24 protein-coding genes are annotated in these 24151 nt (G+C 70.8%); 13 read left to right on the top strand and 11 right to left on the bottom strand.

Features of this window, described 5'->3' with window-relative positions:
- The first annotated feature begins 63 nt into the window (after nucleotides 1-63).
- Genes AB0J16_RS35365 through AB0J16_RS35345 form a run of 5 tightly spaced genes read left to right on the top strand, consistent with a single transcriptional unit; the run spans nucleotide 64 to nucleotide 6259 of the window.
- The gene (locus AB0J16_RS35365; protein ID WP_358547693.1) at nucleotides 64-1614 is read left to right on the top strand and encodes an acyl-CoA synthetase; all 1551 of its coding nucleotides are present in this window, start codon (nucleotides 64-66) and stop codon (nucleotides 1612-1614) included.
- A complete protein-coding gene (locus AB0J16_RS35360) occupies nucleotides 1604-2500 on the top strand; it encodes an OB-fold domain-containing protein (RefSeq protein ID WP_358547690.1) in 897 nt (298 codons plus the stop codon). Before AB0J16_RS35365 ends, AB0J16_RS35360 begins: the two co-directional genes overlap by 11 nt.
- Nucleotides 2500-3519, top strand: coding sequence for a thiolase domain-containing protein (locus AB0J16_RS35355; RefSeq protein ID WP_358547687.1), 1020 nt, complete (start codon nucleotides 2500-2502; stop codon nucleotides 3517-3519). The genes AB0J16_RS35360 and AB0J16_RS35355 overlap by 1 nt, the downstream gene beginning before the upstream one ends.
- Before the next feature lie 2 nt (nucleotides 3520-3521).
- Nucleotides 3522-4670 (top strand): thiolase domain-containing protein, encoded by a 1149-nt coding sequence (locus AB0J16_RS35350; RefSeq protein ID WP_358547794.1) that lies wholly within the window; start codon nucleotides 3522-3524, stop codon nucleotides 4668-4670.
- A complete protein-coding gene (locus AB0J16_RS35345) occupies nucleotides 4670-6259 on the top strand; it encodes an acyl-CoA synthetase (protein ID WP_358547685.1) in 1590 nt (529 codons plus the stop codon). The genes AB0J16_RS35350 and AB0J16_RS35345 overlap by 1 nt, the downstream gene beginning before the upstream one ends.
- Here the strand turns inward: AB0J16_RS35345 and AB0J16_RS35340 are convergent.
- The 3 genes from AB0J16_RS35340 to AB0J16_RS35330 form a co-directional block, all read right to left on the bottom strand.
- Nucleotides 6217-8181 (bottom strand): hypothetical protein, encoded by a 1965-nt coding sequence (locus tag AB0J16_RS35340; protein WP_358547682.1) that lies wholly within the window; start codon nucleotides 8179-8181, stop codon nucleotides 6217-6219. The genes AB0J16_RS35345 and AB0J16_RS35340 overlap by 43 nt on opposite strands.
- Before the next feature lie 137 nt (nucleotides 8182-8318).
- Nucleotides 8319-8951, bottom strand: coding sequence for a LysE family translocator (locus AB0J16_RS35335; protein ID WP_358547679.1), 633 nt, complete (start codon nucleotides 8949-8951; stop codon nucleotides 8319-8321).
- Between the two features lie 110 nt (nucleotides 8952-9061).
- A complete protein-coding gene (locus AB0J16_RS35330) occupies nucleotides 9062-9922 on the bottom strand; it encodes a LysR family transcriptional regulator (protein ID WP_358547676.1) in 861 nt (286 codons plus the stop codon).
- A 92-nt stretch (nucleotides 9923-10014) separates the two neighbouring features.
- Between AB0J16_RS35330 and AB0J16_RS35325 the strand changes: the two genes are divergently transcribed.
- The 5 genes from AB0J16_RS35325 (at nucleotide 10015) to AB0J16_RS35305 (ending at nucleotide 13304) form a co-directional block, all read left to right on the top strand.
- A complete protein-coding gene (locus AB0J16_RS35325) occupies nucleotides 10015-10545 on the top strand; it encodes a cysteine dioxygenase family protein (RefSeq protein WP_358547673.1) in 531 nt (176 codons plus the stop codon).
- A 75-nt stretch (nucleotides 10546-10620) separates the two neighbouring features.
- The gene (locus tag AB0J16_RS35320) at nucleotides 10621-11130 is read left to right on the top strand and encodes a pyridoxamine 5'-phosphate oxidase family protein (RefSeq protein ID WP_358547670.1); all 510 of its coding nucleotides are present in this window, start codon (nucleotides 10621-10623) and stop codon (nucleotides 11128-11130) included.
- Nucleotides 11131-11233: 103 nt separating this feature from the next.
- Nucleotides 11234-11776: a helix-turn-helix domain-containing protein gene (locus AB0J16_RS35315; RefSeq protein WP_358547667.1), complete on the top strand. Its 543-nt coding sequence runs from the start codon at nucleotides 11234-11236 to the stop codon at nucleotides 11774-11776.
- A gap of 149 nt (nucleotides 11777-11925) precedes the next feature.
- Nucleotides 11926-12636, top strand: a complete 711-nt coding sequence (locus AB0J16_RS35310) for a sulfotransferase family protein (protein ID WP_358547665.1) — start codon at nucleotides 11926-11928, stop codon at nucleotides 12634-12636.
- A gap of 74 nt (nucleotides 12637-12710) precedes the next feature.
- Complete coding sequence (locus AB0J16_RS35305) at nucleotides 12711-13304, top strand: TetR family transcriptional regulator (RefSeq protein WP_358547662.1); 594 nt, start codon at nucleotides 12711-12713, stop codon at nucleotides 13302-13304.
- Nucleotides 13305-13306: 2 nt separating this feature from the next.
- Here the strand turns inward: AB0J16_RS35305 and AB0J16_RS35300 are convergent, their stop codons facing one another.
- Both AB0J16_RS35300 and AB0J16_RS35295 read right to left on the bottom strand, forming a co-directional pair.
- Nucleotides 13307-13900: a hypothetical protein gene (locus tag AB0J16_RS35300; RefSeq protein ID WP_358547659.1), complete on the bottom strand. Its 594-nt coding sequence runs from the start codon at nucleotides 13898-13900 to the stop codon at nucleotides 13307-13309.
- 90 nt (nucleotides 13901-13990) lie between these two features.
- Nucleotides 13991-14815: an NAD(P)H-binding protein gene (locus AB0J16_RS35295; RefSeq protein ID WP_358547656.1), complete on the bottom strand. Its 825-nt coding sequence runs from the start codon at nucleotides 14813-14815 to the stop codon at nucleotides 13991-13993.
- Nucleotides 14816-14900: 85 nt separating this feature from the next.
- Here AB0J16_RS35295 and AB0J16_RS35290 point away from each other — a divergent pair, with 85 nt between their 5' ends.
- The gene (locus AB0J16_RS35290; protein ID WP_358547653.1) at nucleotides 14901-15851 is read left to right on the top strand and encodes an Lrp/AsnC family transcriptional regulator; all 951 of its coding nucleotides are present in this window, start codon (nucleotides 14901-14903) and stop codon (nucleotides 15849-15851) included.
- A 37-nt stretch (nucleotides 15852-15888) separates the two neighbouring features.
- On the opposite strand, the gene AB0J16_RS35285 is transcribed toward AB0J16_RS35290, so the two are convergent.
- On the bottom strand, nucleotides 15889-17244 hold the full coding sequence (locus AB0J16_RS35285) for a dipeptidase (RefSeq protein ID WP_358547650.1): 1356 nt from the start codon (nucleotides 17242-17244) through the stop codon (nucleotides 15889-15891).
- A 231-nt stretch (nucleotides 17245-17475) separates the two neighbouring features.
- On the opposite strand from AB0J16_RS35285, the gene AB0J16_RS35280 reads away from it, so the two are divergent.
- Together AB0J16_RS35280 and ald are read left to right on the top strand one after the other, a co-directional pair.
- Nucleotides 17476-18858: an aspartate aminotransferase family protein gene (locus AB0J16_RS35280; RefSeq protein WP_358547648.1), complete on the top strand. Its 1383-nt coding sequence runs from the start codon at nucleotides 17476-17478 to the stop codon at nucleotides 18856-18858.
- Nucleotides 18859-18887: 29 nt separating this feature from the next.
- Nucleotides 18888-20003, top strand: a complete 1116-nt coding sequence (gene ald, locus AB0J16_RS35275) for an alanine dehydrogenase (RefSeq protein ID WP_358547646.1) — start codon at nucleotides 18888-18890, stop codon at nucleotides 20001-20003.
- A 67-nt stretch (nucleotides 20004-20070) separates the two neighbouring features.
- On the opposite strand, the gene AB0J16_RS35270 is transcribed toward ald, so the two are convergent.
- The 5 genes from AB0J16_RS35270 to AB0J16_RS35250 all read right to left on the bottom strand — a co-directional run bounded on the left by AB0J16_RS35270 (nucleotide 20071) and on the right by AB0J16_RS35250 (nucleotide 23972).
- Nucleotides 20071-21459 carry a sel1 repeat family protein gene (locus tag AB0J16_RS35270; protein WP_358547643.1) on the bottom strand — a complete coding sequence of 463 codons (1389 nt, stop codon included), beginning with the start codon at nucleotides 21457-21459 and terminating at the stop codon, nucleotides 20071-20073.
- 52 nt (nucleotides 21460-21511) lie between these two features.
- Nucleotides 21512-22513 (bottom strand): sulfite exporter TauE/SafE family protein, encoded by a 1002-nt coding sequence (locus tag AB0J16_RS35265; protein WP_358547640.1) that lies wholly within the window; start codon nucleotides 22511-22513, stop codon nucleotides 21512-21514.
- 2 nt (nucleotides 22514-22515) lie between these two features.
- Nucleotides 22516-22716, bottom strand: coding sequence for a hypothetical protein (locus AB0J16_RS35260; protein WP_358547638.1), 201 nt, complete (start codon nucleotides 22714-22716; stop codon nucleotides 22516-22518).
- A gap of 125 nt (nucleotides 22717-22841) precedes the next feature.
- The gene (locus tag AB0J16_RS35255; protein WP_358547636.1) at nucleotides 22842-23081 is read right to left on the bottom strand and encodes a hypothetical protein; all 240 of its coding nucleotides are present in this window, start codon (nucleotides 23079-23081) and stop codon (nucleotides 22842-22844) included.
- Between the two features lie 141 nt (nucleotides 23082-23222).
- On the bottom strand, nucleotides 23223-23972 hold the full coding sequence (locus AB0J16_RS35250; protein WP_358547634.1) for a class I SAM-dependent methyltransferase: 750 nt from the start codon (nucleotides 23970-23972) through the stop codon (nucleotides 23223-23225).
- Between the last annotated feature and the right edge of the window lie 179 nt (nucleotides 23973-24151).

The raw sequence follows: 24151 nt of genomic DNA, 5'->3' as shown, positions 1-24151 counted from the left end.
CCAGGCAAAACGAGAACAAGTTCTTGTTTATCGGGGCCTCGGACCACCTGAAGAGGAGTTTCGATGGGCACGCTCGGTTTCTGGAGACTGGCGCAGGCGGATCCGGACTGGATCGCGTGCGTGGACCCAGACGGTACGGAGCACCGCGCGGGCGACCTCCTCGCCCGGTCGAACCAGCTGGTGCACGGCCTGCGCGAGCTCGGGCTGAAGCCGGGAGACGGCGTCTGCGGCCTGGTGCCGAACGGCGTGGACGGGCTCGTCCTCTACCTGGCCGCCTTACAGGCCGGCTGGTACTACACGCCGATCAACTGGCACCTGACCGGGCCCGAGATCGCCTACATCGTGGCCGACAGCGAGGCCCAGGCGTTCTTTGTGCACCCCAGGTACGCGGCCGAAGGAGTCAAGGGCGCCGAGGCCATCGCGCCTGAGCGGCGCTTCGCCGTTGAGGATGGCGATATTTCGGAGTTCCGGCGGATCAGTGAGCTGACCGACGGGCAGCCGGACACCGCGCCTCCCGACCGTACGGCCGGGCTGACCATGCACTACACCTCGGGTACGACCGGCAAGCCCAAGGGCGTCCGGCGGCCACTGAACGGGCTCGACCCCGACGACGCCGCCGAGATGCTGTCGTTCCTGCCGGGCCTGTTCGGCATCACCCGGGGCCGGCCGAACGCGCACCTGATCACCTCGCCGAACTACCACACCGCCGTCACCCAGTTCGGTGGCACGGCGCTGCACATGGGCCACACCCTCGTCTACATGGACAAGTGGGACGCGGAGGAGATGCTCCGGCTCTGTGAGAAGTACCAGGTCACGAACTCGCACATGGTGCCCACCCACTTCAAGCGCCTCCTGGCACTGCCCGAGGAGACCCGCCACAAGTACGACCTGTCCTCGCTCAAGTGGATGATCCACGCGGCCGCCCCCTGTCCGGTGCCGGTGAAGTGGGCGATGTTCGAGTGGTGGGGCGACTGCGTCTACGAGTACTACGCGGCCACCGAGGGCGGCGGCACCCTGGCCACGCCGGAGGGCTGGAAGGCGCACCCGGGCACGGTCGGCTCGGCCTGGCCGATCAGCGAGTTGCTCATCGTGGACGACGCGGGCGAACCCCAGCCGACCGGAACCCCGGGGACGATCTACATGAAGATGCTCGGCGCCCGGTTCGAGTACAAGGGCGACCCCGCCAAGACCGCCGAGAACCAGCTCAAGGACTACTTCACGGTCGGCGACATCGGCTACCTGGACGAGGACGGTTTCCTCTACCTGTGCGACCGCAAGGCCGACATGATCATCTCGGGCGGGGCGAACATCTACCCCGCCGAGATCGAGAACGAGATCATGATCCACCCCAAGGTCGCGGACGTGGCGGTGTTCGGCATCCCGGACGAGGAGTGGGGCGAGCAGATCAAGGCCATCGTCGAGCCCGCGCCGGGCTCGGCGCCGGGTCCCGAGCTGGCGGCCGAGATCCTCGCCTCGCTGGAAGGCCGCCTGGCCCGGATGAAGTGGCCCAGATCGATCGACTTCATCGAAGAGATGCCCCGCGAGCCCAACGGCAAGCTGCTTAAACGCAAACTCCGCGCACCTTACTGGGAGGGACACGACCGTGCCATCTGAACCGCTGGTGGCGGAGCACGTACTGGAGTTCCCCGGCGGCTACGCGCGCACGACCGGGCCGGTGATCGGACGCTTCCTGACCGAGCTGCGCGGCGGCCGGATCGTCGGCGTGCGGACCGCCGAGGGCAAGGTGCTGGTGCCGCCGCTGGAGTACGACCCCGCCAGCGGCGAGGCCGTCACGGAGGAGTTCGTCGAGGTCGGGCCCGCGGGGACGGTGACCGCGTGGGCATGGGTCGCCGAGCCGCGCGACAGCCACCCGCTCGACCGGCCGTTCGCCTGGGCGACGATCAAACTCGACGGCGCCGACACCGCGCTGGTGCACGCCGTCGACGCGGGCAACGCCAAGGCGCTGCGGATCGGCAGCCGGGTCTGGCCCGTCTGGCGGAGCGAGCGTACCGGTCATATCACCGACATCTCCTACTTCGCGCCGGAGGTCACGAAGATCGTGTCCCCCGTGCGGGCCGAATACCGGCTGCAGGTGGGCGGGTCGCTGCTGACCTTCCTGGAAGGCGTCGAGCGCGGCGTGTTCCTCGGCGGCCGGTGTCCCAGCTGCGAGAAGGTGTACGTCCCGTACCGCGTCTTCTGCCCGGCCTGCGGTGGCCCGATCGCCGACCAGTTGGAGTTACCCGACACCGGCACGATCACCACGTACGCCATCAACAACCTGCCCGACCCGCGCGCCCCCGAGGTGCCCTTCGTCTCCGCCTACATCCTGCTCGACGGGGCGGACATCCCCATGATCGCCCTGGTCGGCGGCGTCCCGGCGCACGAGGTGCGGCAGGGCATGCGGGTCAGGGCCGAATGGGTGCCCGAGGGCGAGCGGACGAAGTCCATGGCCAACGTCCGATGGTTCGCCCCCACCGGCGAGCCGGATGTGGAGCTCTGATGCGTGAGGTAGCCGTCGTCGCGTTCGCCCAGACCCGCCACACCGACCATGACGGCGGCCTGAGCGAGCCCGAGCTGATCCTGCCCGTCATCAACGAGGTCAAGGAGTCGACCGGGCTGAAGCGGTTCGGCTTCACCTGCTCCGGCAGCTGCGACTACCTCGCGGGCGCGCCGTTCTCGTTCGTCTCCGCGCTCGACGCGCTCGGCGCGTGGCCGCCGATCTCCGAGAGCCACGTGGAGATGGACGCGGCCTGGGCGCTGTACGAGGCATGGGTACGCCTGCAGCACGGTGACATCGACTCGGCCCTGGTGTACGGCTTCGGCAAGTCGTCGCTCGGCGACCTGCGCGAGATCATGACGCTCCAGCTGGACCCGTACTATCTGGCGCCGCTCGGCCTCGACCAGCTCTCCTTCGCCGCCCTGCAGGCCAGCGCGGCCGGCGCCGAACGCAAGGAGCTCGACGAGATCGTCCGGCGCAGCCGGGCCGACGGCCGGAGCAACCCGTACGCGCTCGACCTGCCCGAGGACGTCGGCGACGAGTACGCGGTCGAGCCGATCAGGAAGTCGGACGTCGCCCCCATCACGGACGGCGCGGCGGCGATCGTCCTGGCGGCCGGCGACCTGGCCAGGGAGCTGTGCGCCAGACCCGCGTACATCCGAGGCATCGCGCACCGCATCGAGCCGCACTATCTGGGCACCCGCGACCTGGCCCGGTCGGTCTCCGCGGCCGACGCCGCACGGGCCGCGGGGGTCGGCAAGGGGCCGGTCGAGGTGGCGGAGCTGCACACGCAGTTCGCCCATGAGGAGCCGATCCTGCGCCGGGCGCTGGAGCTGCCCGACGGCACGGTGATCAACCCGTCCGGCGGCCCGCTCGCCGCAAATCCGGTCATGGCCACCGGCCTCATCCGCATCGGCGAGGCGGCCCGGCGCATCCACGACGGCACGGCCGCCCGCACGGTGGGCCACGCCGCCGGCGGCCCCTGCCTGCAGCACAACCTTGTGACCGTCCTGGAGGCATGAAAATGGGCAACAGGTGTGCCGTGATCGGCGTCGGTCAGACGCACTACACGACCAAGCGCAGGGACGTGTCGATCGCCGGGCTGGTCCGCGAGGCGGCCGTCCGAGCCCTGGAGGACGCCGGGCTGACGTTCAAGGACATCGACGCGGTCGTCGTCGGCAAGGCGCCCGACCTGTTCGAGGGCGTGATGATGCCCGAGGCGTACCTGGCCGACGCGCTCGGCGCGGCCGGCAAGCCGATGATGCGCGTGCACACCGCGGGCAGCGTCGGCGGCTCCACGGCACTGGTCGGCGCGAGCCTCATCCAGGGCGGCGTGCACGACCGGGTGCTGGTCGTGGCGTTCGAGAAGCAGTCGGAGTCCAACGCCACCTGGGCCCTGTCCACCCACCTGCCCTTCAGCGCGTCGCTGGTGGTCGGGGCCGGCGGCTACTTCGCGCCGCACATCAGGGAGTACATCCGCCGGACCGGCGCGCCCGAGCACATCGGCCACCTGGTGGCGGTCAAGGACCGCCTGAACGCCCTCAAGAACCCCTACGCCCACCTGAAGATCCCCGGCATCGACCTGAAGATGGTCGAGTCGACGCCCATGCTGTGGGAGCCGATCCGCTACCTGGACACCTGCCCGTCCAGCGACGGCGCCTGCGCCATGGTCCTGTCGTCGGAGTCGGCGGTCACCGGCACGCCCGCGTGGCTGCACGGCACCGCCATGCGCTCGGAGCCGATCTTCCGCGCCGACCGCGACACGGTCAGCCCGCAGGCAGGCAAGGACTGCGCGGCCGACGTCTACCGGCAGGCGGGCGTCACCGACCCGCGCCGCCAGATCGACGTGGCCGAGGTGTACGTCCCGTTCTCCTGGTACGAGCCGATGTGGCTGGAGAACCTGGGCTTCGCGGCCGACGGCGAGGGCTGGAAGATCACCGAATCAGGCGCCACCGCGCTCGACGGCGACACCCCGTGGAACGCCTCCGGCGGGGTGCTGTCGAGCAACCCGATCGGGGCGTCGGGGCTGATCAGGTTCGCCGAGGCCGCGCTCCAGGTACGCGGGACGGCGGGGGAGCACCAGGTGGACGGCGCCCGGCTGGCGCTCGGCCACGCGTACGGCGGGGGAGCCCAGTTCTTCGCGATGTGGATCGTCGGACGGGAGAAGCCCTGATGGAGTTCAACCACGCCGACCTGTTCGAAGGGATCGTGGACGCGGTCGGCGACCGGATGGCCGTCGTCTGCGACGACGAGCGCCGCACCTTCGCCGAACTGGACGCCGAGGCGAACCGCATCGCCCACTACCTCCAGGATCTCGGTATCAAGCCCGGCCAGCACGTCGGGCTGCACCTGTACAACAGCATCGAGTACGTCGCCGGGATGCTCGCCGCGCTGAAGATCCGGGCGGTGCCGATCAACGTCAACTACCGCTACGTCGAGGCCGAGCTGCTCTACCTCTACCGCGACTCCGACATCCGGGCGCTGATCTACGACGTGGAGTTCGAGCCGCGGGTGGCGGCGGTCATGGGGGAGGCGCCCCTGCTGGAGCACCTGATCGCGGTCGGCGGCCAGTCGTCCGTCGCGACCGCCGTGCCGTACACCGAGGCGCTGGAACGCGGCGCGCCCACGCGCGGCTTCGAACCGCGATCCACGCAGGACGTCTACATCATCTACACCGGCGGCACGACCGGCATGCCCAAGGGCGCGATGTGGCACGTCGAGGACCTGTTCGTGGCCTTCGGCGGCGGCAACCCGTACGGCGCGCCGCTCCCTACCCCGCAGGCGGTGATCGACCAGGCGGCCGCCGCGGACCCGCCCATGGTGATGATGGCCGCCGCGCCGCTGATGCACGGGGCCGCGCAGATGGGCACGTTCGTCAGCTGGTGGATGGGCTCGACCGTGGTCTACGTACGCAAGTTCAGCGCCGACGCGGTGTTACGGGCGCTCGCCCGCGAAAAGGTGGCCACGCTGAGCATCACCGGCGACGCCATGGCCAGGCCGCTGGCGGAGGCGTTGGAGAGCGGCGACTACGACATGTCCTCGCTCATCGCGCTCAGCTCGACCGGGGCCATCCTCACCGGATCCGTCCGCGACCGGCTGCAGCGGGCCCTGCCCAACGTCATGATCCTCGACAGCTTCGGCTCCACGGAGTCCGGCTACACCGCCTCCGGGGTGGCGGGCTCCTCACCCGAGGCGGGGCTGCGCTACCAGCCGAACGCCACGTCCGGCCTGGCCGTGCTCGACGAGAAGCTGCGGCCCGTCGAGCCGGGCTCGGGCGAGCTGGGCACGGTGGCCAAGTCGGGGCCGATCTCGTTCGGCTACTACAACGACGCGGAGAAGACCGCCCGTACGGTCGTCACCGACGCCGAGGGCACCCGATGGCTGCTGACCGGCGACCTGGCCAGCGTCGACGCCGACGGCACCGTGAACGTCTTCGGCCGCGGCTCCCAGTGCATCAACACCGGCGGGGAGAAGGTCTTCCCCGAAGAGGTGGAAGCGGTGCTCAAGGGGCATGACGCCGTCTTCGACGCGGTGGTGACCGGGATACCGGACGAGCGGTGGGGCAACCGGGTGGCGGCCGTGGTCGAGGCGCGCGAGGGGGTGGCGGTGACGGCGGACGAACTGGACGCGCACTGCAGGCAACGGTTGTCGGGGTACAAGGTGCCTCGTACGTACGTGTTCGTAGACGAGATGGTCCGGTCACCGGCGGGCAAGGCCGACTATCGGTGGGCCCGGCGGCAGGCGGAGTCCGGCGGCTCGTAAGCCCCGGGTGCGGCGGCGCGCGCCTCCTCCGCCTCCTCGTGGTGGCCCAGCTCGCTCTGGCAGAAAGCGAGCCGGGCCCGGGCCACGGCGCGGAGCAGGTCGTCCTCGATCACCCGGGTGCCTCGGTGCAGCACGACGCTGGCCTCCAGCACCCGCCCCGTCTCGATCAGGGCGTCTCCGAGCATGAGCATCCCATTGGCCAGATGACCCATGAGGACCGGATCGCCGGCCGCGAAGCGCTCCAGCGCCGCCACCGCCTCACCCAGCGGCCGCACCGCGTCGGCGTGCCTGCCCTGGCGCATGAGCGCGGTGGCTTCGGCCTGGGACCAGGCGATGGCCTCCAGCGCGTCGTGCGGCCGGTGGAGTGCGGCCAGCGTCGCGCCCAGGATCGCGTATGTCATGGCCGCGCCGACCGGCTCGTCCAGCTCGTCACAGAGGTCGGCGGCCCGTTCGACCTGCGCCAGAGCCTCCACGGCCCGTTGCCGCCCGAGTAGCGACCTCGCGTAGACGCACAGGCAGCGCACCAGTGTGCCGCGTTCCACGTCCCCATCCGGGCTGCCCAGCAGCGGCCGGAGCGCGGCCTCGACCTGGTCGCCGAGTCGCGCGGACGGTTCGGCCGCCGCCTCCTCCAGCAGCCCGTCGAGCCGGGCCGTGAGCAGTGACAGCAGCGCCGACCGTACGGCGGGCCGCTCGCTCGACCGCCGCAGGACGTCCAGCAGCCGCAGGAGGTGCCCGGCCGATCTGGCCGGATGGTCGTGTACGGCCATCACGAGCGCGTCCAGGCCCTCGGTCTCGGCCAGGAACTGCTCAGCCACGACCTCCGGCCCCAGAGGCGCCAGTCTCCCCTGTGGACCAGACCGGCCCGGGAAGAGCCGGGCCAGCCAGTCGCCCAAGGCCAGACCGCGGTCGTACGTCTGGGATCCGGGCACCGCCGACAGCAGTTCCCGCAGCTCTTGGCGAGTGGGTGTGGTGAGCGTGACCAGGGCCACCGCCTGCCGGGCCGTCACGGCGTCCACCGGCTCGTGCCCGTCGGGCCATACCGTCATCCACTGTTGCTGCTCGTACATCAGGAACCGGCTCAGCAACTCCCCGCCCTCGACGTCGTCCCCGCGCAGCCGCATCAAGGCGGCCAGGTGCACGCGCAGCGGATCGTCGTAGCCCGGATCGTCGAGAGCGGGCAGGACCGCCCGGGGCGACGCGAACGCCCGCATGGCCGCCGCCGCGTGCCCCACCCGCTCGGCGCGCGTCAGCGGACGGCCGTCGAGTTGGACGGTGACGCTGTTCAGCTCATTCAGCTCCGTCGGCAGACCACCAACACCAGGCCCGCCCGGCGCGCCTGGTAAGCCGCCGACATCGGGCAAGCCGTCCGAGTCAGGCGCGGCGGTGGCGCGGTGCTCTGTAGGGTCGGCGGCGGCCAGGACCAGGCGCCGCCACCACTCGCCGTCGGCGCGCTCGCGGGTGAGCAGCAGGATCCTGACTCGATGACGGCGCCGCCGACCGGTCAGGTGCCGGATGAGTTCGCCGATCGCCGCCGCCCACGGCTCCGGGTGGTCGACGGCGAGGAGAGTGGGGCGGAGTACGTCGAGGCGGGTGGCGCAGGGGTAAGGGGTGGTGAGGAAACCGGCGTCCCAGCCGACCTCGGCGAGCTCCGCGCACAACTCGCCCGCCAGCCGGGTCTTACCCGTGCCGCCCCGGCCCGTCAGCACCGCGATCGACAGCGGCGCCGGGTCGTCGGCCCAGGCGCGCAGCGTCGCCAGCTCCTCGTGGCGACCCAGGAAGGGTACGACGGCGTGCTCCGGCACCAGCAGCGGCCAGTCCGGGCAGTGGGGCGGCAGCGGTTCGCGGGCGCGCCGCAGGAGGCTCGGCAGAGAGTGGACCTCGACGACGCGCTCGACCCCGAGGCGGTGCGGTGGCCTGTCCATGGGGCCCGCCTAGTCGCTACGTCCCGATGTGTCGTCCCCCGACGAGGGTGCCACCACTATCCCATCCGGGCTCGCCCCCAGGCAGGAAATTGCTCCGCTTACTATGTCTCCTCAGCCGTGACCAGGGCGGTCGGGTGCTACGCCTTCTCGCCCGTGAGCAGGGCGGCCAGGCCGAGGTAGACGAGGCCGCTGCCGATGTCGAGGCGGCGCCGCGCCCGCGTGGAGCGGCGCACCCGCCCGGCCAGCGCCGAGGAGAGCAGCGCGTACGTGCCGTCGGTGGTCATCCCGAGGCCCATCCAGAGCAGCCCGAGCACCAGGATCTGCGGCGCGACCGGCCCCGCCGCCGGATCTGTGAACTGCGGCAGGAAGGCCAGGAAGAAGATGGCGGTCTTGGGGTTGAGCACGTTGACCACGAAGCCCTCCCAGAACATCCGCCGCTTGGAATGCGTCTCCACCTCGACAGCTTCCTCGGCCGAGGCGGAGGTCCGGTTCATCAGCTTGCGCACCCCGAGCCAGACGAGGTAGGCGACGCCCGCGTACTTGATCACGGTGAACGCCGTGGCGGAGGCGGCCACCAGCGCGCTGATGCCCAGGGCGGCGGCGACCACGTGCACCACCGAGCCCGTGTGGACGCCGAGCACCGAGACCAGGCCCGCCGACCTGCCTTGCGCGACGCTTCTGGTGACGATGAACAGAACCGCGGGACCCGGCACCAGGAGAAGGGCCAGGGTGGCCGTGCAGAAGAGAGCGAGCGTCGCGAAATCCGGCATGCCGCCCATGGTAGGCGTGCACCCCTCGCCGCGGTCAACGGGATTCCGCAGCCGTGGGGCGACAGATGGCAGGTACCCTCGCCGCGGCCAACAGATTTCCGCGCGACGGGTCAGACGCTCTCCACCAGGGCCGACAGCAGCGCCTCGGTGGCCGGCGGGTGGGGCGGGTCGCCGTAGACCGCCGCGTACACGTGCCTGATGGAACCCGGAATCGGGGCCACCTCCACGTCCGGATGCCGGTGCGCGCTGAGCGCCAGTCCGGGCAGCACAGTGGGCCCCATGTCCGCCGCCACCAGCGCTTGTACGGCCACGATGTCGTCGCTGGTGAAGGAGATCCGCGGCTCGAACCCCGCCTTGGCGCAGATGTCGAGCAGATGGCTACGACACCGGTCACACCCGGCGATCCAGGGATCCCCGGCGTGTGCCTCCAAATCCCCCGAGCCGCCAGAGAACACCAGGTAACTCGGGTCGTCGAGCAGGTGGATCATCTGGATCCCCGGGTCCTCCGGCGCCGTGTCGTCGTAGCGGAACATCACCGCCACATCCACCCGCCCGCTCCGCAGCAGCCGGAGCGCCTCCGGCGGCTCGGTCTCCGTGAGGTGCAGCCGCAGCCCGGGATGTGAACCCGCCAGCCGGGTCGCCGTCCGGGGGATGAAGGTGCCCAGCGCGGAGGGGAACGCGGCCAGCCGGGCCCGCCCCGAGCGCAGCCCCACGTGCGCGGCGAGCTCGTCGGCGGTGGCGTCGAGGCGGCCGATGATGTCGTCGGCCCGCGCGGTGAGCAGCTTGCCGGCCTCCGTGAGCCGGATGCCCCGCCCGACGCGCTGCACGAGCTTGGCGCCCGTCTCGGCTTCGAGACGGGCGAGGTGGTGGCTGACCGACGGCTGCGAGTAGTGCAGTTCCTTGGCGGCGGCGGTCAGCGAGCCAGTACGCGCGACGGCGACGAGGACGCGGAGCCGTACGACATCCAGCATTCATCAACCATATCTATTGATGAGCCACAAAACTTCTGTTGGACCTATCAATCTCGACGTAGCACCGTAAGAGAGGAGAGAGGGAGGCAAACATGGACACAGTGCTGATTCGGCCGGGGCTCGACGCCCTCGTGTCGGACATCGGCGACATCACCGCCCGCCGTCTCGCCCCGAGGGAGACCGCCTTCGCGGTGGCGGATCTGCTCCGCCCACGGCTGCCCAGCCTCGACCTGCTCACGCAGGAGGAACGAGCGGGCTCGCCCGAGACGTACGTGTCCCAGGCGCTGTACGCGTGTGACGACTTCTCGATCGTGACGGTCGTATGGCGGCCGGGCCAGTACACGGTGATCCACGACCACGTGTCGTGGTGCGCGTTCGGCGTGATCAGCGGGATCGAACACGAGACGCTCTACCGGGACATGGGGGACCACCTGCTGGAGATCGGGCAGGCCGCCAACCTGCCGGGCGAGGCCAGCGGGTTCGCGCCGCCCGGCGACATCCACAAGGTGATCAATGTGAGTGACGAGGTCGGGGTGTCGGTGCACGTGTACGGGGCCGACGTGAGCAGGCTCGGCAGCAGCGTACGCCGGGTCTACGACCTGCCGGTCAGAACGCCGGGCTAGTCACCGGCCCTCACCGATGAGTTTCCACCTGCGCAGCGGTCAGTACCCAGGTAGGCCCATCGAGGAGAAGCCATCATGGAACCGATCACCGAGCTGGACGCCAGATACAGCGCCGAAGGCGCCACCGCGACCGAATGGGCGCGGGCACGCGACACCCTGGAACGCGCCCAGACATTCTGGCTGGCCACCGTCCGCTCCGACGGCAGCCCGCACGTCACGACCCTGCTGGCCGTCTGGCAGGACGGCACGCTCTACTTCTGCACCGGCGCGGGCGAGCAGAAGGCCCGCAACCTGGAGTCCAACCAGCGCTGCACGCTCACGACCGGCACCAACTCCCTGGAGGAGGGCCTCGACGTGGTCGTGGAAGGCGTCGCGGAGCGGGTCACCGATACCGGCCACCTCAAGCGGCTCGCCGACGCCTACGGGGACAAGTACGGCAGCGACTGGCGCTTCGAGGTGGGCGACGACGCCTTCCTGAACTCGGGCGGCGACCGGGCGCTGGTGTTCGCGGTGGCCCCGGCAAAGGCGTTCGGCTTCCGCAAGGGCGACTTCAGCCAAACCCGCTGGCGCTTCCAGCGCGGCTAGCCTTCCGAAAGGGCGCTCCCAGCGCGGCTAGCCTTCCGCAAGGGCGCTCCCAGCGAGGCAAGGCGACCGCGCGGGCGTTTCCGGCGCGGCTAGGCTGAGCCGTATGCCGGCAGAGCGCCCCAGGCGGGCGGACGCGCGCCGCAACCACGACGCGGTCCTGGCCGCGGCCAGGAAGCTGTTCGCCGAGCGTGGCGTGGACGTGCCGCTCGACGACGTCGCCCGCTGCGCCGGGGTCGGCAACGCGACCATGTACCGGCACTTCCCGACCCGCCAGGACCTGATCATCGCCGTCTACGCCGATGAGGTGACGGAGCTGTGCGAGAGCGGCGACGCCCTCCTGGCGGCCGATTCGCCGGGTGACGCGCTGCACGAGTGGCTGGGCGCCTTCGTCGCGCACGTCGCCGGCAAGCGCGAGCTGGCGCTGGCCCTGCCGCGCGACGGCTCGGCGCTGTTCGGGGAGTGGCACGAGAAGATGCTGGCCACCGCGTCGGCCCTGCTCACCAGGGCCCAGGACGCGGGCGAGGTCCGGTCTGATCTGACCGTCCGCGAGTTGATGACCCTCGCCAACGCGATAGCGCTGACCGGCTCGGACCAGTCCGCGCGACTGCTCGACCTGCTCAGATACGGGACGGCTGGCAGGCGCTGACCCGCCCATAAGCCCGGACAAAAGCGCGCACAAAAGCGGCACCGACCCGGCCATAGTGGGAAAAAATGTACAAGCGTTGAGATCTGTGGGCTAGTCCTTTACTCTCAGCCAGAGGCGCGCGTCAGCCGCTGGAAACGGGAGGCACGGCAATGCTGAAAGTGATCGGCGCGGGGTTCCCGCGTACCGGAACCAGCTCGATGAAGGCCGCGCTGGAGCGGCTCGGGTTCGGCCCCTGCTACCACATGTTCGAGATCCTGACCAAGCCCGAGCACGCCGACCGGTGGGTGTCCGTCGTCTCCGGCGAGCCGGTGGACTGGGACAAGGTGTTCGACGGCTACCAGTCGGCCCAGGACTGGCCGGCCAGCGGGTTCTGGCGCGAGCAGGCGGCGGCCTACCCCGACGCCAAGGTCATCCTGACCGTCCGCGACCCCCACCGCTGGTACCTCAGCATGCAGAACCTCCTCAGCAACGGCCCCGGCCGGACCATGTCCATGGACCCGTCGACACTGCCACCGGCCGCGGCGAAGATCTTCGAGGGGATGCAGAAGATGCAGCCGGTGCTGAGCGCGATCGGGGAGGACACCTTCGGCCAGGGCTGGATCCCCGCGAACGGCCTGCCCGACGAGAAGGTCGCCATCGAGGCGTTCGAGCGCCACCGGGCCACCGTCGAGGCGAGCCTGCCCGCGAGCCGGCTCCTGGTGTTCGACGTGCGCCAGGGGTGGGAGCCGTTGTGCGAGTTCCTGGACGTCGAGGTTCCCGATGAGCCGTTCCCGCATCTCAACGACTCCGAGTCGCTGCAGCGCAGGATGGGCGAGCTGATGGCGGGGCAGTTCCCTTCGTCCATCGAGGAGGTCCGCTAGACCCGGCCCCCTGCCCGGCCTCTGGTGGTGCCTGAGCCGGTTACCATCGGAGGCCAGCAGGAGGTGGTGGGCCCATGTCGACCGATGAGATCGCCGGCCAGGCGTGGGAGAACGAGAGCAAGGGCCAGCGCACTCGCCGCCGGATCCTGGAGGCCGCCCGCCGCACCTTCGGCGAGGTCGGCTACGAACGCGCCACCATCCGCGCGATCGCGGCCGAGGCGGACGTCGACAAGTCCTCGGTCATCCAATACTTCGGCACCAAGCAGCAGCTGTTCCGCGAGTCCCTCGACTTCTGCCTCGACGTCGACTCCCTGACCACCGACGACCCGGGCCGCTCCGCTGAAAACTACCTGCGCGCCATGCTCGAGCGCTGGGCCGCCGTCCCCGACAGCCCGATGGCCGTACTCCTGCGCACCAGCATGACCAGCCAGGAAGCCGCCCAGATGCTCCGCGAACACGTGACCTCTGAGGCGATCGACCGGATCGCGGCCGGGGTCCACGGTCCCGACGCGCGCCTGCGGGCGGCGCTGGCGGGCGCGATGATGTTCGGCATCACCGTCCACCGCCACCTGGTGCGCATGCCCGACCTGGCCGAGGCCGATCTCGACGACGTCCTTCGCCTGGCCGTACCGCTCATCCGCACGCTGCTCGAGGACGCCGACGGCTGACCTCAGAGCCTGCTGCCGCCCCCCACGCTGACCCGGAGCTGATCGCCGGCCAGCAGATCGGGCCGGTGGTGGCGGACCCGATCGCCCATCGGACCGTGCTCCCACAATGGGTCGACCACGCCAAGGGGAATGCTCAGTTTCTGTAATCCCGTCACCGGATCGACCGGCATCCGTTCCAGATGGCACAACAACCAGCCGGGGGCGCTGGGAGAAATCTCATATTCCCCCCAGCCGACCACGCCGATGCATTTCCTTGTTCCGGTCCGGACATAAATCCGATCCGCCTCGGCGATGGTGCGCGGGCTCGGCACCCGGCTTTCCACGACGTCGACGCGCTCAATGTGCCGCCATGCCAGGCGCAGGCGTGATCCGTACGCGTCTTCCATCTCCACGCCTTGGGCGGAGAAACGTACGACCGTGTCAGCGGCCATCTGCCGATGCCTGGCCAGCCGTACGCCAATGGCGGGTATCGCCATTCCAGCGGCGGCCAGCCCCCATGCGACATGAGAGCCCGGGAGCATCAGGCATACCGGAGCCAACAGAATGAGCGGGCTGAATAACCGGGCAGCGGTTGCGAGTGAGAATTCGCGCACCATGCGAAACTCCTCCATAAATCAACACTGACGTCCGGTGACATAGGTGTCAATCCGGTGCGCCCGCCCACCGCTCACCCTGTCAGCCCCCCGTCAGCTGAAGTCGGCCGCGTGGTCCATGGCCCATTGGCGCAGAGATCGTGCCGGGATCCCGGTGACGTCGTGGACGGTGGCGGTCAGCACCGGGGGCGGCCCGGCGAGCATGGCGGCGTAGCCGTCGAGGAGCACGTCGACGAAGGAGTCGGGGAAGCTCTCGTCGGCCAGCAGCCGCTCTCGGGCCTGCTCGCGGGTGAGCTCCCGCCAGCGCAGCGGCCGGCCCAGCGCCTCGCCGATGACACGGACCTGCTCGGCCTGGGTGAGCACCTCCGGGCCGGTCAGCGTGTAAGTGGCGCCGTCGTGCCCCGGCTCGGTGAGGGCGCGGACCGCGACGGCCGCCATGTCGGCCTCATGGATCAGGGACATCGGCAGCGCGCCGTAAGCCCCCTCGACGACGTCACCGGCCCGGATCTGGTCGGCCCACCACAACGTGTTCACCGCGAAGGTGCTCGGCCTGATCATGGTGGACTCGATCCCGCGGCCGTGGACCAGCTTCTCCTGCTCCTCGAAGCTGAGATCGGGAACACCGCCCGTACCCAGGAAGACCACCCGGCGGGCCCGCCGGGTGACCAGGTCGAGCACGGCGGGCAGCTGTTCGCCGGTGTGCAGCGGCCAGAGCAGGAACACCGCGTCGATGCCGGCCAGGCAGGCCGCGATGGTGTCCGGCACGGACAGGTCGCCGCGCATCACCTCGACCTCGGCGGGAAAGCGGGCGGTGCGCGGATCGCGGGTGACCGCCCGTACGGCATGGCCGCTCTCGCGCAGCTGGGTGATGATCTGGCCGCCGACGTTTCCGGTGGCGGCGAGGACGAGGATGTTCATGCGACGAGCGTCGCGCACGACCGTCCACCCATCCCAGTCAGGCGGCTAGAATCGCCGGAAACCGTCACCGTGCAGGGATATCTGGATGGATACCGTCGACAGAGGTCTGGTTCACGCGCTGCAGATCGACGGCCGGGCCCCGTTCAGGACGATCGCCGACGTGCTCGGGGTCTCGGAGAACACCGTGGCCCGCCGCTACCGGCGGCTGCGCGGCCAGGGCGTCCTGCGGGTGGCGGGTCTGGTCAACGGCGCTCGGCTGGGGCACACCCAGTGGACCATCCGGCTGCGCTGCACCCCGGACGCGGCCGTGCCGGTCGCCAAGGCGCTGGCCGCCCGTGACGACACGTCCTTCGTGTACCTGATGTCCGGCGGCACCGAGATCTCCTGCACCGTACGCACGCGCGGCACCCGCGACCAGGACGCCCTGTTGCTGGACAAACTGCCCCGCACCAGCCGGGTCGTCTCGGTCTCCGCTCACCTGCTGCTGCGCAATTTCGTCCTGCCGGATGGCTGGCGGGGGCTGGCCTGGCTGTCACCCGAACAGGCCGACCGGCTGCGGCCGCCGCCAGTAGAGGCCGGAGACGGCCCGATCGATCTCGACGAGGGCGACAAGGCGCTGCTGCGGGCGCTCAATCTGGACGGCCGCGCGTCCTACGCCGAGCTGGCCGCCGCCACCGGCTGGTCGGAGACCACGGTGAAACGCCGCCTGAACGCGCTGCGCGGCCAGGGAATCCTGAGCTACCAGCTCGACGTACCGCCTTCGGCGCTCGGATTCGGCACCGAGGCCCGGCTGTGGATCGCCGCCCCGCCTGCCAAGGCGGTCGAGGTCGGCGCGGCGCTGGCGCGGCATCCCGAGATCGCCTTCGCCGCCCTCACCACCGGCCCCACCAATCTGGTCGCGGCCCTGAACTGCCGCGACCCCCTGGACCTGGGCCGTTACCTCACCGAACGGCTCGCCGCCCTGGAGGCGGTCACCACCATGGAGACCGCCCCCATCATCCGCACCGTCAAGCGTGGCGGATCGCTGAGGTTGTAGCGGGGGAGCAGCGGGGGATCACTGAGGTTGTAGCGGATCAGACGCCGAGCGCGGAGGGCAGGCTGAGCTCGCGAAGGAACAGCGCCTCGGCGGTGGCGGTGCGGCGCAGCTCCTCCAGGTCCACCCGCTCGTTGGGCGCGTGGATGGCCGCCTCCTCGTCCTCGGCCCCGAACAGCAGGATCTCCGCCGCGGGGAACTGCTTCAGCAGCGTGTTCACCAGCGGAATCGACCCGCCCGCCCCGACGTCGCGCGGCGGCCGACCGAAGGCGCGCTCCATCGCCCGGTTGAGCGCTGTGCGGGCCTTGCCGCCCGAGTCGGCCTGGAAGCCCGACCCCACGGTGTAGTCGCCGAACGAGACCTGCGCGCCCCACGGCGTGACCTGCCGCAGGAACTCGACCACCGCGTTCACGGTCGTCTTGGGGTCGCCGGACGGGGGGATGCGGACCGTGACGCGGGCGCGGGCCGCGGGCTGGACCGCGTTGATGGCGCCCGACACCGTGGGCGCGTCGATGCCGGTCACGGTGATGGCGTACGACGCCCACAGGCGGTCCGCCAAGGAGCCGGAGCCGACCAGCGACACGCCGTCCAGCACCCCGGCGGTCCTGCGGAACTCCTCCTCCGACGGTCCCTGGCCGAGGAAGGTCCCGCGGGGCAGTCCCGGCACCCGGATGTCGCCGTTGTCATCATGCAGCGAGGTCAGCATGCGCATGAGCGCCGAGAGCGCGTCGGGGGCGGCGCCGCCGAACTGGCCGCTGTGCACCGGCTCGCGCAGGGTGCGGACCTCGATGGTGAACGCGGCCATGCCGCGCAGCGAGGTGGTGACGGCGGGGTCGCCGACGCGCGGGTTGCCGCAGTCGGCCACCACGATGGCGTCGGCCCGCAGCAGGTCGGGGTTGCGCTCGACGAACGCCTCCAGACGCTCCCCGGCGTACTCCTCCTGGCCCTCGATGAGGACCTTCACCCCGACGGGGAACTGCCCCTGGAACGCGCGCAGGGCGGTGACGTGCGAGATGATGCCCGACTTGTCGTCCGCGGTGCCCCGGCCGTACAGCTGGCCGTCGATCAGGGTCGGCTCGAACGGTGGGGTGCGCCAGGCGGCCGGGTCACCGGCGGGCTGCACGTCATAGTGCGCGTAGAGCAGCACCGTGGGCGCGCCGGGCGGCGCGGCCACTTCGCCGTACACGGCGGGGAAGCTGCCCTCGACCGCGACTCGCTGCACGTGCGTCAGCCCCGTGCTGCGCAGGAGCTCCTCGGTCATGGCGGCGGCGGCGAGCACGGGCTCCTCGGGATGCCCGGGGAAGGCCACCGACGGGATGGCGGCGAGCCGCTTGAGGTCCTCTACGGACTGCGGCATCGCGGCCGCGACGGCGCTCTCGATCTGGTCAGGAGTCACGGACGGTCCCCCGGGTCGTTCTTCGATAGTTAACGTCTCATTGGATCACAAAGGCTTCACAACGCGTGAAACGGGCATGACCCGCGCGCTAATCTACCTGCGGATTTCGCAGCTGTTACATACCGTTCCTGCGGATCTCGGTTTTCTTGCACACTGCTGCGACGCTTTCGCTTGGCAAACCCGAGGTGAACATGCAGACTGTGGGGAGATCAGACACGAGGGAAGATAATCATGACGCAGCCGGAAAACGAGATTCTCAAGGCCGCGCAGGATCACCTGTGGTTGCATTTCACGAGGCACAGCGCCTACCAGCAGGCGGAGATCCCGACCATCGTTCGCGGTGAGGGCTCCTACATCTACGACATCCACGGCAAGCGCTACCTGGACGGCCTGGCGGGACTCTTCGTGGTCCAAGCCGGTCACGGCCGGAGCGAGCTGGCCGAGGCGGCCGCCAAGCAGGCACAGGAGCTCGCCTTCTTCCCGCTGTGGTCCTACGCGCACCCGAAGGCGGCCGAGCTGGCCCAGCGGCTCGCGAGCCTGGCCCCCGGCGATCTCAACAGGGTCTTCTTCACCACCGGCGGCGGCGAGGCGGTCGAGTCCGCCTGGAAGCTGGCCAAGCAGTACTACAAGCTCATCGGCAAGCCGCTCAAGCACAAGGTCATCAGCCGCCAGATCGCCTACCACGGCACCCCGCAGGGCGCCCTGTCGATCACCGGCATTCCGGCGTTCAAGCAGATGTTCGAGCCGCTCGTGCCCGGCTCGGTGCGGGTGCCGAACACGAACTACTACCGCGCCGACGAGATCAGCGGCATCAAGGGGATGAGCCCGGAGGAGTACGGCATCTGGGCCGCCGACCGCGTCGCCCGCGCGATCGAGATGGAGGGCCCCGACACGGTGGCCGCCGTCTTCGCCGAGCCGGTGCAGAACGCCGGCGGCTGCTTCCCGCCGCCGGTCGGCTACTGGCAGCGGCTGCGCGAGATCTGCGACGAGTACGACGTGCTGCTCGTCTCCGACGAGGTCATCTGCGCCTTCGGCCGGCTCGGCACGATGTTCGGCGGCCAGAAGTTCGACTACGTGCCCGACATCATCACCTGCGCCAAGGGCCTGACCAGCGGCTACTCGCCCATCGGGGCCATGATCGCGCACGACCGGCTGTTCGAGCCGTTCAAGAGCGGCGACCAGATGTTCGCCCACGGCTACACCTTCGGCGGGCACCCGGTCTCGGCGGCCGTGGCGCTGGCCAACCTCGACATCTTCGAGCGCGAGGACCTGCTCGGCCACGTCACCAAGAACGAGCCGCTCTTCCAGGCCACCCTCGACGGTCTCAAGGACCTGCCGATCGTCGGCGACGTCCGGGGCTCCGGCTACTTCTGGGGCATCGAGCTGGTCAAGGACAAGACCACCAAGCAGACGTTCACCGACGAGGAGTCGGAGCGGCTGCTGCGTGGGTTCCTGTCGAAGGCGCTGTTCGAGGCCGGGCTCTACTGCCGCGCCGACGACCGTGGCGACCCCGTCATCCAGCTCGCGCCGCCGCTGATCGCGGGGCCGAAGGAGTTCGACGAGATCGGGTCGATCCTCCGCAACGTGCTCACGGAAGCGTGGGCTCGCCTCTAACGACTGTTCAAGGAACGAAAGGACCAGCCATGAAGATCGGCGTGCCTGCCGAGGTCAAGAACCACGAATACCGAGTCGCCGCAACCCCGGCAGGCGTGCACGAGCTGGTCCGTCACGGCCACGACGTCACCGTTCAGCGCGGCGCGGGCCTGGGCTCGCACATCCCGGACGAGGAATACCTGGCGGCGGGCGCCAAGATCGTCGAAAGCGCCGACGCCGTGTGGGGCGAGGCGGAGATGGTGCTCAAGGTCAAGGAGCCCATCGCGCAGGAGTACCACCGGCTGCGCGAGGGCCTGGTGCTGTTCACCTACCTGCACCTGGCCGCCTCCCGGCCGTGCACCGACGCGCTGCTCGGCGCGAAGACGACGGGCATCGCGTACGAGACCGTGCAGGTCGGCAACAGCCTGCCGCTGCTCGCCCCGATGTCGGAGGTCGCGGGCCGCCTGGCTCCGCAGGTGGGGGCGTACAACCTGATGCGCTTCAACGGCGGACGCGGCGTCCTGCCGGGTGGGGTGCCCGGTGTGGCCCCGGCCAAGGTGGTCGTGATCGGCGGCGGCGTCTCCGGGCTGAACGCCGCCCAGATCGCCGTCGGTATGGGCGCCGAGGTCACCGTGCTCGACACGAACGTCGACCGCCTGCGCTTCATCGACGCCATCTACCAGGGCCGGCTCAAGACGCTGGTCTCCACCTCGTACGCGATCGAGCGGGAGGTGCTCAACGCCGACCTGGTCATCGGCGCGGTCCTGATCCCGGGCGCCAAGGCCCCGACGCTGGTCTCGAACGACCTGGTCTCGCGCATGAAGCCGGGCTCGGTGCTCGTCGACATCGCCATCGACCAGGGCGGCTGCTTCGAGGACTCCCGCCCGACCACGCACGCCGAGCCGACCTACACCGTGCACGGCTCGATCTTCTACTGCGTGGCGAACATGCCGGGCTCGGTGGCCAACACCTCCACCTACGCCCTGACCAACGCGACGCTCCCGTACGCCGTCAAGCTCGCCGACCTGGGCTGGCGCGACGCGCTCAGGGCGGACGCGGGCCTGGCGGGCGGGCTCAACACCTATGACGGGCTGCTCACCAACGGCCCGGTCGCGCAGGCGCTCGAACTCCCGGTCACGCCGGTGACCGAGGTCCTCGCCGCCTGATCTCACCCTTGGAGCACAGCGCCATCGAGTGCCCAGCCGCTTGGTTTCAGGACGCCGAGCGGCTGGGCTATCGGACGCCGAGTCGCTGTCGCAGGTCGCGGGCCGTGGCGAGGACGTGGTCGATCTCGCCGGGGCTGGGCCAGGGCGCGCTGCCCGGACGCAGCAGCGTGCCGCGCACCGACGCCAGGTGCTCGATCGCGCTGGAGTGCAGGCCGCTGCGCCGGGCCAGCCAGCCCAGCACGTCCGCGTGGTCGTGCAGCGGTCTGGTCGCCAGGTCCCAGGTGCCGAGGATCTCGGCCAGCTCGCGTACGGCCAGCGAGACGCCGCCCCTGCGGCCGGTGGCGGACGCCGCCAGCTCGGCCCGCGCGGCCAGCTCGGGCTCGGCCGGCCGGTCCCACGACGGAGGCGGCGGGTCGGCCAGCCACCGCACGGCCTCCTCCGTCTCCCCGGCCGCCGACAGCAGCCCGGCCAGCTCGATGGCCGCCTGGTGATGTCCGGCCAGCGCGGCCTGCCGGAACCAGTGCCGGCCGCCCGCCAGGTCGTTGAACTCGGCGATGAGCAACAGCCCGAAGTGGAAGGCGGACTCGGCGTCGCCGCTGGCCGCCGCCCGGCCGAACCAGTGGCCGGCCCCGGCGGTGTCGCCCAGCTCGACGCAGACGAACCCGGCCATCCGCTGGTCCGCCAGCCGGCCCGCGCTCGCGGCCCGTTCGAACCAGGCGCGGGCCGTACGCAGATCTCCGTGGGCCAGCGCACTGCCGCCGAGCTGCGAGGCGGCGCCCGGGTGGTCGCTCTTGGCGGCCAGCCGGAAGTAGGCGCCGGCGCCCTCGGGGTCACGGCTGGCCTGGAGGAGCAGGCCGAGGCAGTAGGCCGACTCGGCGTGGCCGCCGCGCGCGGCGCACTCCCACCAGTGCAGGGTCTCCTCGTCCTCGCCCGCCGCGTACGCCAGGAAGCCCAGGTCGTGCGCGGAGGCCGCGTCGCCGTCGGCGGCCGCTCGGCGGTGCCACTCGCGCGCGGCCGCGACCTCGCCCGCGTCCTCGCAGATCAGCGCCAGTCGCCGGGCGGCCGTCCGGGAGCCCTCGCGGGCCGCGATCTCGAACCAGCGCCGGGCGGCCGGGACGTCTCCGCGCTGCTCCAGCAGGAGCGTGGCCAGGTTGACCGCGGCCTCGACGTCGCCGGTGGCGGCGGCCAGTTTGTACCAGGAGACGGACTCCTCCAGGCTGCCGTGCTTCTCGTGCCAGACGCCCAGGTTGTAGGCACTGTCGATGTTGCCGCCCGCCGCCGCCCGTTCCCACCACTCCTTGGCCGCCGAGCGGTCGCCCCGCTGGGCGCAGAGCCGGCCGAGCCGGTGCGCCGCCTGCGGGTCGCCGGCCCGAGCGGCCATCAGCAGCTCAGGCTCGTCTCCCACCCGTGGCGCCGGAATCGCCGGTGCCGCCACCTCCTCTTGCCACCACGCCATGGCCACAGGGTGCCAGGTAATCGCGCGATTGCGAACAGTAATCGCCGAGGGACTAGGAGAAGTTGATGTAGCCGGTGTACATGCCCATCCCGCATACGTAACGAAGCGACCCTGGGCGCTGCGGCGGCAGATGGACCGTCGCGGGAAGGGCGACGTCCTGCCCGGCGATCGTGACCGTGCTCGTGCAACCCTGGTCGGCCAGCTTGAAGACGATCTCGACGGGGACTCCGGCGCGGGCGGTCACGATCTGGGGCCGGTAGCCGTCGCGGGTCGCCCAGACGGTGACCGTATGGGCGCCCTGCCCGGAGCCGGCTCCGCCTGACGCCGAACCTGCCGGACCCGCCGAACCAGCCAAGCCCGCCAAACCCGCCGGACCCGCCAGACCCACTGAACCCGCCAGGCCCGCCGAACCTGCCGGAGCCGCGAGCCAGCCGCCCAGACTGACGCCCGAGCCGACCGTCCACAGGCCGGCCGCGAGCGCCGCCACCCCGGCCAACCGGGCGAGCCTGGTCCGCGAGACACGCCGCAGGACCCAGCCCAGCAGCGCGAACGCGGGCGCGGTGCCGAGCACGAACCCGGTCATCACCGCCGCGCCGCCCAGCGGCGAGCCACTGGAGACCGCGACCATCTCCATGCCGAGTGTCACCCCGCAGGGGATGAGGATGGTGGCCGCGCCCAGCAGCGGCGCGCTCCGGGGGCCGGCGCGGGCCCGCCTGGGGGCCTCGCAGCCGGGTTGCCGCCGGCGGAGCAGCCTGATCGCGTACGTGATGACCGCGACGCCCGCCGCCACGAGCAGCAGCGCCCGCGCCTGCGGAGGCAGCCTGACGGCCGAACCCGCCAGGCCGAGCAGCGCCCCGGCGGCCGCGTACGAGACCAGCCGACCCACCAGGAACCACCCCACGAGCACCGGATCGCGCGACGGCCCCCGCTCGTCGCCATCGCAGCCGCCCGAGGTGAGGCCCACGAGCAGCCCGCCCTGCACCGCGGTGCAGGACGCGGTCCCCGCCACCAGCCCGGCGGCGAGCCCGCTGGCGAGCAGGGTGATGGCCTGCACGGTCAGCCGCGGAGCGCCAGGTCGTCCAGCGCTCCGCTCTTGGCCGCCTCGACGATCGAGCCGAACTGGTCGAGGCTCATCTCCACCCGCTGCCCGAAGTCGTCGGTGATCAGCACCTGACGCTCTTCCGGCGCCGAACGGTCGACGAACAGCTCAGGGCAGCCACAGTTGCATTGGCCGCAGAATCGGGCAATCGACCGCATAAGGGCCTCCACTTCTCGACAGTCCCTAGAGGCAACTTAACGTGGCGAACCGGATGCGGCCAGTAACAGTTGTTTTACCCGTGTGGTGGTTTGGCTTTCGCGGTGGCTCTTAAGCGCCGGGTGGGTCAGCTCTTGAGCACTGATATCCGCTGGAAGTACTCGTCGTCGCTCATCTCGCCGCGCGCGTACCGCTCGGCGAGGATCCGCTCCGCCGACGTGGTCGCTCCGGCCTCGGTACGGTGCCAGCGGCCTTTCTGCCAGGTCCGAGCCGCCAGGGCGACGACGGCCACCCAGAACAGGCCCCAGAGAACCGGGATGATCGGCCAGAATCCAGCGCCCCAGCCCCAATGCGTCATTGTGTTCATGCATCCAGGGTCGCCACCAGGCGGGCCCGGCGCATCGGACCGTGGGCTCGTCGTGCGCTCCACCCAGGGGAGTGTCCGGCGTCTTTTGTCGTACGCCCGCGGAGGTAGTCGGATGTCCAGCCGCAGCGGCCGGGCGACGTCTCAGGCTCTGGCCTCGATCAGGAAACGGGTGGAGTGGGCGATGAACGGCCCGTCTTCCTGGATGCGTTCGTGCAGCTCGCGCAGCTCTTTCCGGTAGCGGTCGACCGAGAAGTCCGGCACGGTCCAGATCACCTTGCGCAGGAAGTAGATCACCGCTCCGATGTCCAGGAACTCCATCCGCAACGACTCGGCCCGCAGATCGACCACGGTGAGCCCGGCCTGCACGGCCGCCGCCCTGGCCTTCTCGGGGTCGCGGCTGGAGCCGTCCTGCGGGCCCATGAAGAATTCGGTCAGCTCGGCGACACTGCGTGCGCCCACCTGCTGGGAGAAGTAGGTGCCACCCGGCCTGAGTACGCGGGCGATCTCGGCCCACCAGGTGCGCACCGGGTGACGGCTGACGACCAGGTCGAAGGCCGCCGTGCGGAACGGCAGGCGGGGCAGCGCGTCGTCGGCCACCACCGCGGCGCCGCGGGCGCGCAGCCGCTTGGCGGCCAGGGCGAGGTTGGGCGGCCACGACTCGGTGGCGACGGTGACCGGCGGGAGCTTCGGGACCCCGGCCAGGATCTCGCCGCCGCCGGTCTCGATGTCGAGCGCGGCCTCGGCGGTGGCCATCCGGCCGGCCAGCCGGCGGGAGTATCCCCAGGAGGGGCGGGCCTCCGTCGCCCGGCCGTCGAGCCAGGAGAAGTCCCAGCCGTCCACGGAGACCGACTCGGCCTCTGCGACTAGGTCGTCGAACGTGCGGTGGTCCATCGTTCGAGCGTGCCAGGGTGATGAGACGCGATCAACCCGATTTCAGGCGGTCAGCTGGTCAGCCGGTTACCGGTCAACCGGTCGGCCCATCGGCCGGTTACCGGTCAGCTGGTCGGCCCGTCGGCCCGTCGGCCGGTCGGCCCGTCGGCCCGTCGGCCCGTCGGCCGGTCTGCCGGCTG

This window comes from Nonomuraea sp. NPDC049750, assembly GCF_040659625.1.
In the GTDB taxonomy this organism is placed as follows: domain Bacteria; phylum Actinomycetota; class Actinomycetes; order Streptosporangiales; family Streptosporangiaceae; genus Nonomuraea.
This window is presented reverse-complemented; position numbering and strand designations above follow the sequence as displayed.